General features: G+C 73.6%; 13 protein-coding genes. 8 read left to right on the top strand and 5 right to left on the bottom strand.

Annotated elements, in window-relative coordinates; genetic code table 11:
• Positions 1–14 precede the first annotated feature (14 nt).
• The gene (locus BLS99_RS20070) at positions 15–980 is read right to left on the bottom strand and encodes an AraC family transcriptional regulator (protein WP_091053480.1); all 966 of its coding nucleotides are present in this window, start codon (positions 978–980) and stop codon (positions 15–17) included.
• 128 nt (positions 981–1,108) lie between these two features.
• Between BLS99_RS20070 and BLS99_RS20065 the strand changes: the two genes are divergently transcribed.
• Positions 1,109–1,549, top strand: a complete 441-nt coding sequence (locus tag BLS99_RS20065) for a DUF6069 family protein (RefSeq protein ID WP_091053479.1) — start codon at positions 1,109–1,111, stop codon at positions 1,547–1,549.
• A 56-nt stretch (positions 1,550–1,605) separates the two neighbouring features.
• Here the strand turns inward: BLS99_RS20065 and BLS99_RS27110 are convergent, their stop codons facing one another.
• The 3 genes from BLS99_RS27110 to BLS99_RS20050 all read right to left on the bottom strand — a co-directional run bounded on the left by BLS99_RS27110 (position 1,606) and on the right by BLS99_RS20050 (position 4,185).
• Entirely contained in the window at positions 1,606–2,520 is a 915-nt protein-coding gene (locus tag BLS99_RS27110) for a glycoside hydrolase family 19 protein (RefSeq protein ID WP_091053478.1), read from the bottom strand.
• A 123-nt stretch (positions 2,521–2,643) separates the two neighbouring features.
• Positions 2,644–3,390, bottom strand: a complete 747-nt coding sequence (locus tag BLS99_RS20055; RefSeq protein ID WP_091053477.1) for a DUF2071 domain-containing protein — start codon at positions 3,388–3,390, stop codon at positions 2,644–2,646.
• A 39-nt stretch (positions 3,391–3,429) separates the two neighbouring features.
• Positions 3,430–4,185, bottom strand: a complete 756-nt coding sequence (locus BLS99_RS20050; protein WP_091053476.1) for a VOC family protein — start codon at positions 4,183–4,185, stop codon at positions 3,430–3,432.
• 131 nt (positions 4,186–4,316) lie between these two features.
• Between BLS99_RS20050 and BLS99_RS20045 the strand changes: the two genes are divergently transcribed.
• Positions 4,317–4,931 carry a hypothetical protein gene (locus tag BLS99_RS20045; RefSeq protein ID WP_091053475.1) on the top strand — a complete coding sequence of 205 codons (615 nt, stop codon included), beginning with the start codon at positions 4,317–4,319 and terminating at the stop codon, positions 4,929–4,931.
• Positions 4,928–6,037: a PrsW family intramembrane metalloprotease gene (locus BLS99_RS20040; protein WP_091053474.1), complete on the top strand. Its 1,110-nt coding sequence runs from the start codon at positions 4,928–4,930 to the stop codon at positions 6,035–6,037. The genes BLS99_RS20045 and BLS99_RS20040 overlap by 4 nt, the downstream gene beginning before the upstream one ends.
• Before the next feature lie 5 nt (positions 6,038–6,042).
• On the opposite strand, the gene BLS99_RS20035 is transcribed toward BLS99_RS20040, so the two are convergent.
• Complete coding sequence (locus BLS99_RS20035) at positions 6,043–6,579, bottom strand: hypothetical protein (RefSeq protein ID WP_091053473.1); 537 nt, start codon at positions 6,577–6,579, stop codon at positions 6,043–6,045.
• A 259-nt stretch (positions 6,580–6,838) separates the two neighbouring features.
• Between BLS99_RS20035 and BLS99_RS20030 the strand changes: the two genes are divergently transcribed.
• The 5 genes from BLS99_RS20030 to fxlM all read left to right on the top strand — a co-directional run bounded on the left by BLS99_RS20030 (position 6,839) and on the right by fxlM (position 12,020).
• Complete coding sequence (locus tag BLS99_RS20030; RefSeq protein ID WP_218126738.1) at positions 6,839–7,540, top strand: YqeB family protein; 702 nt, start codon at positions 6,839–6,841, stop codon at positions 7,538–7,540.
• Between the two features lie 264 nt (positions 7,541–7,804).
• Positions 7,805–8,419, top strand: coding sequence for a LysE family translocator (locus tag BLS99_RS20025; RefSeq protein WP_091053472.1), 615 nt, complete (start codon positions 7,805–7,807; stop codon positions 8,417–8,419).
• Between the two features lie 213 nt (positions 8,420–8,632).
• The gene (locus tag BLS99_RS20020; protein ID WP_091053471.1) at positions 8,633–9,442 is read left to right on the top strand and encodes a class I SAM-dependent methyltransferase; all 810 of its coding nucleotides are present in this window, start codon (positions 8,633–8,635) and stop codon (positions 9,440–9,442) included.
• 328 nt (positions 9,443–9,770) lie between these two features.
• Positions 9,771–10,670 carry a hypothetical protein gene (locus BLS99_RS20015; RefSeq protein ID WP_091053470.1) on the top strand — a complete coding sequence of 300 codons (900 nt, stop codon included), beginning with the start codon at positions 9,771–9,773 and terminating at the stop codon, positions 10,668–10,670.
• 150 nt (positions 10,671–10,820) lie between these two features.
• A complete protein-coding gene (gene fxlM, locus BLS99_RS20010) occupies positions 10,821–12,020 on the top strand; it encodes a methyltransferase, FxLD system (protein ID WP_091053469.1) in 1,200 nt (399 codons plus the stop codon).
• Positions 12,021–12,170: the final 150 nt, after the last annotated feature.

Below are 12,170 nucleotides of genomic sequence, written 5' to 3'. Positions count from 1 at the left end.
GCGGCCGGGATTCGTCAGAGGAGGACCGGTTCGCGCCGGAACGGCTCGTCGGCCGGCTCGCACGCGGGGGTCTGCTTGCGGAACTGGCCCGGCGGGGTCCCGAAGTCGCGCTTGAACGCGGCCGCGAACGCGAACTCCGAGGCGTACCCGACCCGGCGCGCGACCGCCGACAGCGGCGCGTCGGTGTCGGCGAGGAGCCGCGCGGCGAGGGTCAAGCGCCACGACGTCAGGTACGCGAGCGGCGGCTGGCCGACCAGTTCGGTGAACCGCCGCGAGAACGCCGAGCGCGACAGGCCCGCCCGCTCGCCCAGCGACGCCACCGTCCACTGCCGCGCGGGGTCGGCGTGGATCGCCTCCAGCGCGGCCGCGACCGCGTCGTCGCCGAGCGCCACGGCCCAGCCGCCGGAGCGGCAGTCGCCGGTGTGCGGGCCCAGGAGCGCCCGCAGCAGGTACATGAGGACCGCGTCCACCAGGGCCGGGACGAGGACGTCGCCGCCGCGCAGCTCCGAGGCGAGCTCGTTGTCCAGCATGGCGATCGCGTTGGCGAGCTCGGGGCGCGCGGCCGGGTCGGCCGGCACGTGGACGAAGTCCGGGAGCGTGGCGATGAGCGGGTGGGTGCGGTTCGGCGCCATCTCGTACGCCATGCAGAGCATGACGTGCGTGGCGTCAGGGTCGTCGGCGCGGATCACGGCCCCCGACGGCTGCCGGCCCGGCTCGCACGCCGGCCCCGGCGGGGTCGCCGCCGAGTCGGCGACCAGGTGCGGGGCGCCGTGGGGGACCACGAGCATGTCGCCGGGTCCGAGCGTGAACGTCCGGCCGTCCTCGGCGACCGCGACCGCGGTGCCGCGCACCATGATCTGGAGGCCGCAGCCGTTCGACCGGCCGCCGTGCCGCACCGACCAGGGGGCCGCCCGCGCGAAGCGGGCCGCGAAGGGCCGGCCGGTCCGCAGCACCGTCATCACATCGCTGAGCACGTCCATCTCCGAAGCCTAACCGGGGCGGGACGATCGGACATGAAGCGAGGACGCTCGCGGATTGGCGATGTCGGCCCGTCCCTCTACCGTCGACGGTGTCCACCGGAATCCACACCAATGCAACGGAGACCCCCATGTCCGACACCGAGACCGCCGCGCCCGCGAAGACCGCCCCCGTCTGGCGCGCCCGCCTCATCGCCCTCGTCGCCGCCGCCGTCGCGGCCGGCCTCACCGCCGTGATCGCCGCGGCGGTCGGCGTCGAGATGAAGGCCGCCAACCCCGGCCAGGACCCCATCGAGGTGGGGTTCATCGCCGGTGCCTTCATGACCCTGCTCGCGGGCGGCCTCGGCTGGATCGCCCGCGCCGTCCTCGACCGCTTCGCTCCCCGCAAGGCCCGCCTGGTCTGGCTCATCGGCGCCGCGGCCGTGTTCGCGGTCGAGATGGTGCCGCCGTTCTACACCGAGGCCACCACCGGCACGCGGATCGTCCTGATCCTCATGCACGTGGTCGTCGCGGCGGTCCTGGTGCCGGTCTTCGGCCGGCGCCGCCCCGACCTCGAGGCCCGGGCCGCCTGACCCCCGCAACGGGTGCGGGCCGGCCGGGGATCCCCGGCCGGCCCGCGTTCTCATCCTCAGCAGTAGAGATTGGCGCCCGGGGCCACGCCCAGGATCGACGTGAAGGACTGGTACTTGGTGACGCGGCTCTGGACCTGGGCGGGGTTGCCGCCGTTGCACTCGATCGAGCCGTTGATGGACCGGATGGACTCGCCGAAGCCCGCCCCGGAGGTCATCGCGGTGTGGCCGGTCATGGAGCCCGGGCCGGACTGGGTGTTCCAGTACCAGAGGGCGGTCTGCCATGCGACCGTGGCGTTCTGCTCGACCAGCCAGGGGTTGGTCAGCAGCGGCAGGCCGAGGGCGGCGCCCGCGGCGTTGTAGTTGAAGTTCCAGCTCAACTGGATGGGGCCGCGGCCGTAGTAGGCGGCCTGCCCGGCCGGGCAGCCGTAGGACTGGCTCCAGTCGCAGTAGTGCGGGTAGTTCGCGGAGTTCTGCTCGACGATGTGGACGAGGCCGCCGGTCTCGTGGGAGACGTTCGCGAGGAACGCCGCGACCTCCTGCTTCTGGACGGTGGCGTTCCCGGTGTTGCTGAAGCCGGGGTAGGACGCGGTGGCGTTGACGAAGCCCTGGTAGGTGTAGAAGGAGTTCCGGCCCGGGAACATCTGGTTGAACTGGGCCTCGGTCACGTCGAGGCCGTTGGGGGTCCCGGGGCCGCCGGGGTCGGTGCCGCCGCCGCAGGCGACGGGGTTGCGCCAGACGCCCCACTGGCCGGTGGTGCCGGGCGTCTCGCCCTGCGTCCACCACTGGGCGGTCCAGTTCTGGCCGCCGTGGGAGACGACGTTGCCCTGGGTGTAGACGGATCCCGAGTTCCAGGCCGCGGCGCACGCGGTCTGCGCATTGGCGGCGGACGCCGAGATCCCGGTGGCCAGGGCCAGTGCGAAGACGAACGAGCCGAGCAGTGCGAGCAGCTTCCGGCGGGGTCGACGGAGCATTGGATCACCTCATATCATTAAGAAGCCTTCCTTATAGATAAATGTAACTTTTTCATCGGAACGGCACAAGAGCCTGAAAACGATGTCTTGCAGAAGTCGCGGTCCGCGCGCCTCAGGAGGCGCCTAAGCGGGCACCGGGCGGCCGAACCGGACCGGCACGCCCGGCGAGTACAGGACGCTCACCGAACCGCCCCCCGATGTGTCGAGCCCGGCCGCGGCCACCAGGTCCTCGTCGCACTCCACCAGTTCCGCGCGGTGCAGCGGCCACCGCGGGTGGCGGTTCGGGACGAACCTCAGGCGTCCCGCGATCATGGTGTGCAGTCCCCAGCGGGCCGTGAGGAAGTGCTCCAGCGGGCTCGGCTCCTCCAGCCGCGCGCCCGGCCGGACCACGATGCGGCCGCCTGCGCCCCGCGGCCCCGGCCAGCGGCGCCGGCTCGTGTACGACACCAGGCCGCCCGCCGCCGCGATCCGCATCCGCGACCACACGTAGGGCAGCCGGAACCCCGTCCGCGCCGCCAGCACCGGCACCAGCCGCGACGCGTCGAGCGACCGGAACACCACCCCGCGCCTGCCGTCGCGGTCGACCGAGTAGAGCCGCACGTTCGTCTCCGGGAACGACCCGAGGTACGGCACGCCCGGCAGCCCGAACCAGCCCACCGCGTGCATCCGGAACGGCACCAGCCCCACGTACGCGCGGCCCTCGAACAGGTCGGGGACCGTCCCGCGCGGCAGCAGCCGCGCCACCGCCTCCGGCGACACCTCCCAGTGCAGGAACGACAGCTCCAGCCACGACTGGGTCATGAGCGTCCGGCCGATCCCGCGGGGCGGATCGGGCGTCACGGGTTCGGGAGACACGGGTTCAAGAGGCATGGGCTCAGGAGGTACCGACTCGGGGGTCACCGCGGCCGCCTAGACCGGGACGGCGCCCGTGTCCGGGTCCCGGCTCGTGATGCAGTACTCCAGGCCCGCCGGGTCGCGCATCACCTGCCACCAGTGGTGGCGCCGGACCGCCTCCGCACCGAGCGCCACATGGCGCTCGGTCTCGGCGTCCACATCGCTGCACGCGAGGTCCACGTGCGCCGCGCTCGACTGGCCCTTCTCTGCCACGTCCAAGCGCTGCAGGAGGAACCGCAGCGGCATGTCCGGCGGCGAGATGAGCCGGCGGAACTCCGCCGACCGCGTGGCCGCCTGCGGCCAGCCCGTCAGGCTCTGCCAGAACACCAGCTCGTGGTCGAACGCCTGCGGCGGCACGTCCAGGCACACCTGGTCGACACGGCTGCGCTGGCCGCCGGGCCACGACTCGGGGGCCGGCACCTTCGCCTCGCCGTTGTGGTCGACCAGGCAGAACGCGAACCCGCCGGGGGAGCGGAGGACGGACAGGCCCGGCTCGGCGAACACCGGGGCCGCCCCGAGCACCTGGGCGCGCTCGGCCTCGGCCTCCACATCGTCCACGTGCAGGTCGAGGTGGTTGCCGCCCTTGCCGTCCCGTACCCGCTGCACCCGCAGGCACGGGTCCCCTCCCGGGGGCACCAGGGTCGCGAAGGCGCCCTCCGGCCCGCGGCGCGGTGACAGGTTCGAACCGGTCGCCTTGAGCCAGAAGGCGATGCCGTCCTCGAAGCCCTCGGCGGGGAAGTCCCAGAACGCGGTCGTCCACAGAATCGCCATCCCCAGAGACTAGTACGGATCGCGACACGGTTTCGCGTTCTCGGGTCTTCGGGCACGTGAAGGTGGTATGAACGCGCCCCGGACCCGTCGTTTCCCCGGTCCCGGCCCCGTCCGGCGATTAGGTTGGGCGAGTGGATGATTTCAAGGGCAACGCCGTCCACGGCGCGCGGCGCGTATGGGTGCCGCTGGTCGTGGCCGGGGTGCTGCTCGCACTGACCGCGGTGGAGGGCCTGCTCGCCAAGGCCCTCCCCGCAAGCGAGCCGGTCCCCGCCGGGACCGTGATCGAGTTCGGCTCCACCGGGCAGGTCTCGGCCCAGGTCGGCGAGGGCTGGACCCTCGACCGGACCGCCAGCGACCTGCACTCCGGGCTCCTGCTCACCCGCGGCGACGTCTCCGTGCGCCTCACGAGCGTCGAGTTCAGCGCCGGGAAGCCCGACAACGCCCAGGAGATGTGGGACGGCATGGAGCGGCTGCTCGGCGTCGCGCGCCACTCCGGCACCGAGGTGTGGCTCGGTGAGCCCACCGAGTTCGACACCAAGTGGATCACCGGCGGCCTCTACGGGAGCCTCCAGGTCGACACCGCCATCGGGACCGCGTTCGTCCTCCCCGCAGACGACGACGCCGAGGCCGTCGAGGCGCAGGTCCTGGGGCCCTTCGACGCCGACCAGGCCGACTGGACCGCGGCCACTGAGATCATCGACTCCGTGGCCTTCGACGAGGACGACGACACCGGGGAGACCGCATGACCGCCCAGGCCCTCGCGCTCCCGCGCGCCCCCCGCGTCGACGTCCGCTCGGTCGCGTTCTGGGTGATGATCGCCGCCTCCGCCTACGGGCTGTGGACGCTCAAGCAGAACTCGGTGCCGACGATGCTGGCGTTCCCGCCCAGCGCCGCCCTCAACGTCGCGGTCCTGCTCTCGTGCCTCGCGGTCGGGGTGTGGCTGGCGCGGCGGGTCATGCGGCCCGTGCAGGCGCCGCCGTGGAACGGGACGTGGCTCGCGCTCATGTGGGGCGGCCTGGCCGCGTGCGGCATCGCGATCCTCATGAACACCCGCCTCCTGTCGGTGTGGTCGCAGTCCCTCGGCCTGGAGGCCGCCTCGGACTGGTCGGCCGCGCTCACCGCGCCCCTGAACGAGGAGGTCGCGAAGCTCGCCGGCGTCGTCCTGCTCGCGGCCGTGTCGACCCGCCTCGTGCGCAGCGCCGCCGACGGCCTCGCCTACGGCGCCCTGGTCGGCTTCGGCTTCCAGATCACCGAGAACTTCACCTACGGGCTCAACGGGATCGTCATGGCCGGCGGCGTGGAGCCGTTCACGGCGACGTTCCAGACCCTGTGGATCCGGATCGTCCTCACCGGCATCGGCTCGCACTGGGCGATGAGCGCCGTCGCGGGCGCGGGCATCGGATACCTGGTGAGCGCGTCGGGCCGGTCGGCGGCGCGGCGCGTGTGGGTCGCGATCGGCTGCCTGCTCCTGGCGATGGGCATGCACTTCCTGTTCGACAGCCCGTTCCTCGGCGGCCTCGCCGGGACGCTCGCGAAGCCGCTCATCAACTTCGTCGTGGTGATGGCCGTCTACTTCGTGGTCCGGCGCGCGTTCCGCGCCCGGTGGACCGCGGTGTCGGCCGAAGAGGCCGCGGCAGGAACGCTGACGGAGGACGAGGAGCGGAGCCTGTCGCGGCGCCGCTCGCGCCGCCTGCACCTGCGCGCCTTCCCGGCCGGGCCCGAGCGCGAGGCGCAGGCCCGCGTGCAGCGCCTGCAACTGGCCCTCGTGGAGGAACGCGTCCCGGCCCTCGCGCCCGCCGAAGCGGTGCAGCCGTGGCGGGACGCGGTCGCCGAGGCCCGCGCGGCGCGCTGACCGCGTCAGCGGAACGCGAACGCCGCCCTGTCGAGCTGCACCGACCGCGGGCACAGGAACGAGCCCTGGACCTTCCTCCCGGTGTACGGCCCGCCCGTGTACTCGCGGGACGGCCCCTCGCGGTGGAAGACCACGTCCGACGCCTCGTATCCGCACGTGAAGCCCAGTTTGGTGCCGACGATCCGCAGCACGTCAGCGGTCGCGGTCCCCGCGGCGTCGTCGAAGGCGAACGCGGCGTCGCGGCCGAGGCGGAACGCGGTGCTCCCGGAGCAGTCGAAGGCCACGTCGTCGGCGTCGATGCGGACCTCCGCGGGCGGGGCCGCCGCGACCGGGACGTCCCGGACCTCGCAGCTGCCGCCCTTCTCGGACAGCGTGATGTCGGCGGCGTGCCCGGTCTCGGCGGCGCCCGCCGGGCCCGCGGCGGAGACCAGGAGCGCGGCGACGGCGGCAGCGATGAGCGGGACGTGGTTGAGTGGGAGGCGGTGTCGCGCCGGAAAGCTGCGTCGAATCCGGAAGCAGTGTGTCGGGAAACCCTGTCGCATATGGCATCGGACCTCTCTCGTGCGCGGCGCGGCCGCAGAACCGAACGGATCGTAGCTCCCGGCTGTCCGGTTTCTCCTAGTTTCAAGGGAATCCCGGCGTCGCCCGGTGGTACCGGGGTAGGACCCGCCCTGACTTTGGTATTGCCGACCGGTCCGCTTCCCCTCCTTCCGGACTAGTCCTTCAGGATTGCATTTCCGCAGGTAGAGGCGGGTATTGTAGGGTGAGCGCGTTCGCAATCAACGGAAAGGCGGCGGACCGATGCCCACCGAGCACACCTCCGGCGACCGCACCGTCGTCGCCGACCCCGCCTGGGTCGGCCCGGCGTTCCTCGCGGTCCTCCCGATCGTCGGCGCCGGCCTCGGCTGGGGCCTGATCCTCATCGCCGAGTGGATCACCGGGCTCTCCTGGTTCCCGTTCCAGGGCCTGTTCGAACTCGTCACGGACCTGCCGCGCGCCGCGCAGCTCACCGGCGGGATCGCGCTCGGCGCGGTCGCCGGATTCGTGCTCGCCCTGTGGGTGGTCTCGGAGATGCTCGCGGTCACCGTCGGGCGCGACTCGATCCGCCTCAAGCGCGGCGACCTCGACCGCTCGCTGGACCGCGCCGACATCGCCTCGGTCTTCGTGGAGGACAAGCGGCTCGTCGTCCTCGGCCACCGCCGCCAGGAGCTCGCGCAGGTCCCGTTCGACCTCGACCGCGACAAGCTCGCCGCGGCCCTGCGCCGCCACGGCTACGGCTGGCTCCCCGACGGCGACCCGTACGGCGCCGAGCTCAAGCGCTGGGTCCCCGGCGCCGACGGCCTCCCGCGCGGCGCCGACGCCCTGCTCAAGGCCCGCGACCGGGCCCTGGAGAAGTCGAACGAGGGCGACCTCGCCGAACTGCGCGACGAGCTCGCCGGACTCGACGTGGTCGTGCGCGACCGCGACAAGAAGCAGTACTGGCGCCTCGCCGACCCGGCTTGAGAAGGGAACGGCGGCATACGATCTCGCGGAGGCGCGAGGCGCGAGGCGCGAGGCGCGAGGCGCGAGGCGCGAGGCGCGAGGCGCGAGGCGCGAGGCGCGAGGCGCGAGGCCCTTGGGCCGCTGAGTTGCGGGGTCGCGACACCTAGCGTCTTGATCCCGTGCCCGGGACTCCCGCGATCCCGGTAGCCCGACCCGGTCGATCGCCCGATGCGGCCCGGTCCCGGCGGTGGCACCATCGGAGTCCACCGGAAGGGGTGCCCCCGCATGACCATGCTGCTCGTCTTCGGCCTGGCGATCCTCCTCGCCGCCGTCGTCCCCGGACCCGACTTCGCGATGGTCGTGCGCAACACCGTCATGTCCGGCCGCGGCAGCGGCATGTGGACCGCGGTCGGCATCGGCCTCGGCATCGCCGTGTGGGTCGTCGCCACCTCGATCGGGCTCGCCGCCCTGCTCGCGGCCTCCGCGCTGGCGTTCACCGCCGTTAAGCTCGCGGGCGCGGTCTACCTCGTGTACCTCGGCGCGCGCTCGATCGTCACCGCGCTCAGGGAGCGCCGCCGGCCCGCGGCCGAGATCGAACTGGGCCGCGAGATGAGCCGCTGGGCCGCGTTCCGCTCGGGCCTGCTGTGCAACCTCCTCAACCCCAAGGCGGTCGTGCTGTTCACCGCGCTCATGCCGCAGTTCCTCGACACCGGGGACCCGCTGCGCATCGCCGAGCTGGCCGCCGTCGGCATGGCCGTGTGCGCCGGGTTCTACCTGCTGCTCGCCAACCTGATCGGCCTGCTGCGCCGCGTCCTGGAGCGGCCCCGGGTGCGCGCCTGGCTCAACGGGGTCACCGGCGCCGTCATGGTCGCGCTCGGCGTCCGCGTCGCCGCGAACTGACTCCGTTACGTTGCAGGCCATGGCGGGACCGACTCCCGGGGGAGCCGCGCGCGGGCGCGCCGGACCGATGAGGTGAGATAGCACAGCGGCGGCCAGCCGACCGGACCCGCGCACTTGCGGGAGTGCGCTGAACCGGCAGACCGGCCGCCGTTCGTGCGCCCGCCGCGGCGATATCCGGTGGCGCGCGTGCGCCCGCCTCGGCAGGATGGCGCCATGAGCACTTGGGAACTTGAGACCGAGATCGAGTCGTACTACAGGCGCGGCGAGGAACGCGAACGCCTGACCCGCAACGCCCGCGGCCGACTGGAGTTCGCGCGCATGCAGGACCTGCTGCGCCGTCTCCTGCCCGGCGAGGGACTGGACGTCCTCGACGTCGGCGGCGCGACCGGGGTCCACGCGAAGTGGCTGGCCGAGGACGGCCACCGCGTCATCCTGGTCGACCCGGTCGCGGACCAGGTGGCGGTCGCGGCGGCGCTGCCCGGCGTCACGGCCGTCGTCGGCGACGCGCGCGAACTGCCGTGCGCGGACGCCGGTTTCGACGCGGTGCTGCTCATGGGCCCGCTGTACCACCTGACCGCGCGCGAGCACCGGGTCCAGGCGATCAGGGAGGCCCGCCGGTGCGCCCGCCCCGGCGGGGTCGTCGCGGCGGCGACGATCAACCGCACCGCAGGCTGGTGCGACCACCTGCTGTACCGGGCCGGCGGCCGGGACAAGGGCATCGGCCCTGAGGCGAGCCTGCGGGTGGTGCGCGAAGGCGTCCTGCGCTACTTCGACCAGGAGATCTTCACGACCGCGTATCTCGCCCACCCCGGCGAGGTCGCGTCGGAGTTCGCCGACGCGGGCCTCGAACCGGTGCAGTACGCGGTGCAGGGCTTCCCCGGCTACATCCCCGAACTCGAAGCGCTCATCGACGACGAGGACGCCCGCGCCCACCTCATGGAGGGCCTGCGGCTCATCGAGCGCGAGCCGTCGCTCCTCGGCGCGAGCAACCACCTCCTGACGGCCGCCACCGTCCCCGAATGACCCGGCGCGGGGCGCCTCCGGGCGCCCCGCAGGACGGTGCCCCGCGCGGCACGGGAAGGCGCACAACCCGTCCTGCGCCGAAGGGGCCCGGGAGGTCTGCGGCGACCCACTCGGCCGGGACACCGACCTCCTCCCCGGCGCCGGCCACATCACCTGCGTCGACGGGTACGGGAACCGGCCCGCCGTCCACGCCTGGTGCCGCGACCCCGCGGAGCGGTTGGCGCCCAACCGCTGACGCGGGCTTCCCAACCCGCTGCGGCGGTGCCACACTGGACGGGCCCGCGGGGCCACGGAGGCGCCGCGTACGGGACGTGCGCGAGGAGGCCCCATGCGTTGGATCCGGATCGCCGTCATCGGCGCCTTCCTGCTGGCCGCCGCCACCGCCGCGGTCGGCGGCTCCCTCGCCGGCGGCGACCGCGGCGGTTCCGAGCCCACCGCCTCCGAACCGACCGTTACCACCCCTTCCGCGCCGCCCGACCTCACCGCGACCGCCGAGATCCGCCGCTCCTTCATGGCCCCCGGCATCGTCGCGATCGCCGTGACCAACCACGGCGAAGCCCCCGTCCAGATCGGCGGCGTCGAACTCCGCTCGGAGTCCTTCGCGCCCTTGGGCGTCCAGGAGTTCGACGCGCACGTGCCCCCGAGCACGAACCCCCGCGACCTGCTCACCTCCTACGGCGAGGCCCGCTGCCCCGACGGGGTCGACTCGACCGCCGCGCCCGCCGCCGTCGTCCTCGACGTGACGACCGAGGACGGCGAGGCCCACCAGATCACCCTCGACCTGCCGTTCCCCAACGGCACCCTCGACCGGCTCCTCCACGAAGCCTGCGCGGCCCAGGCCGTCGCCGCCGCCACCGCGATCGAACTCGGCGACCTCTCGACCGCCGCCGACGGCACCCTGGAAGGCGACCTGGTCCTGCGGCCCCTCGACGGCGCCGCGATCGGCGCCACCGAGGTCCGCGGCAGCGTCCTGTTCACCGTCGCCTTCCCGCCCCTCGCGGCCGGGCCGGTCGCGGGCGCCGCGGGGGAGGAGATCGCCGTCCCGCTCGTCTTCGACGCGTTCCGGTGCGAAGGCCACGCCGTCGGCGACGCCAAGCAGCCCTTCGGGTTCACCGTCTGGATCACCATCGACGGCGCCGACCCCATCGCCACGCCGCTCCCCGTCCCCGACCCCCAGCGCGAGGACCTGTGGGCCATGCTCGACGCCCGCTGCGACCACGACGGCTGACCGGCCCGCCGGGGCGCGCCCCACAACCGCGCCTGCTGCCCCTGCGTGTCCGGGATCTCGACGGCGGAACTGGAGGAGGCGGTCGGGGCACATCGGACGTACGCTTGACCGGTGGGTGATCATACCGATACCTCCGGTAACGAAGCGCATATGCTGCGAACCCGCCTCGTCGGCGGCCTGCGCACCGGCGGTGCGCTCCGGAGCGAACCGGTCGCGACCGCCATGCTCGCCGTCCCCCGCCACCGCTTCCTCCCCGAAGCGCCGCTGCGCGCCGCCTACGCCGACGACGTGTACGTCACCAAGCGCGACAGCGACGGCGAGCCCGTCTCCTCCGCCTCCCAGCCGTCCATCGTCGCCGAGATGCTCGAACAGCTCGACGTCCGACCCGGCCACCGGGTGCTGGAGATCGGCGCCGGCACCGGCTACAACGCCGCGCTCCTCGACGCCCTCACCGGCCCGACCGGGTCCGTCACCACCGTCGACATCGACGCCGACACCGTCTCCCGCGCCCGCCGCGCCCTCGACGCGACCGGTTGCGAACGCGTGCGCACCGTCCGGGCGGACGGCGAGCACGGCTGGCCCGACGGCGCGCCCTACGACCGGGTCATCGCCACGGTCGGCACCTGGGACCTCCCGCCGGCCTGGTGGGACCAGCTCGCCGAGGGCGGGCGCCTCGTCGCGCCCCTGAGCATCCGCGGCTGCGAGCACTCCGTCGCCTTCGACCACGCCGGCGGCGTGATGCGCAGCCGCTCCATCGTCAGCTGCGGCTTCATGCCCATGCGCGGCCTCGGCAGCCACGAGGGCACCACCGTCGAACTCTCCTCCGGACGCATCCTCACCTTCCACGTCGACAGCGAGGTCGAGGCCGCCGGCGCCGAAGGCGCCCTCGACGGCCGCGGCACCACCGTCTGGACCTCCGTGCGCCTCAAGGTGAACGAGGACGCCACCCAGCTCTCCCTGTGGCTCGCCTGCGCCTTCCCCGGCTACGGCCGCATGAGCGCGCCCTTCGGCGACCACGGCCTCCAGCGGCTCCTCATGCGCTGGGCCAATCCGGCGGTGGTCGAAGGCGCCGACTTCGCCTACGTGGTGTGCCGGAAGGTCCCGGGCGGCAACGAGATCGGCGTGCGCGGCCACGGCCCCGACGGCGCCGCGCTCGCCGCGCGGGTCGCCGCCGAGGCGAACCTGTGGGACCGCGAGTGCCGCGACGGCGTCAGCCTCCAGATCACCGCCTACCGCACCGGCGGGCGCGCCGAGTCCCCCGAGGACGGCGCCGAGCCGCGGTTCACCGTCCCCAAACGCCACACCCGCCTGGCGATCCGCGTCGCGCCCGTGGCCGGCGCCCTCCGATAGCGGCCTGCCCGAACCGCTTTCAGCCCCCGTTCTATGGTGGGGTCAGTCAGTCCCCGCCGGCCCCGCGACGTCCCCCCGCGACCCTCCCGGCCCCCGGGTGACCCCGAGTAGTGAATCCGCGCCGACCGGTCGCAGTGGACGCAATGCGCT

This window comes from Glycomyces sambucus (assembly GCF_900102815.1).
Lineage (GTDB): Bacteria > Actinomycetota > Actinomycetes > Mycobacteriales > Micromonosporaceae > Glycomyces > Glycomyces sambucus.
This window is presented reverse-complemented; position numbering and strand designations above follow the sequence as displayed.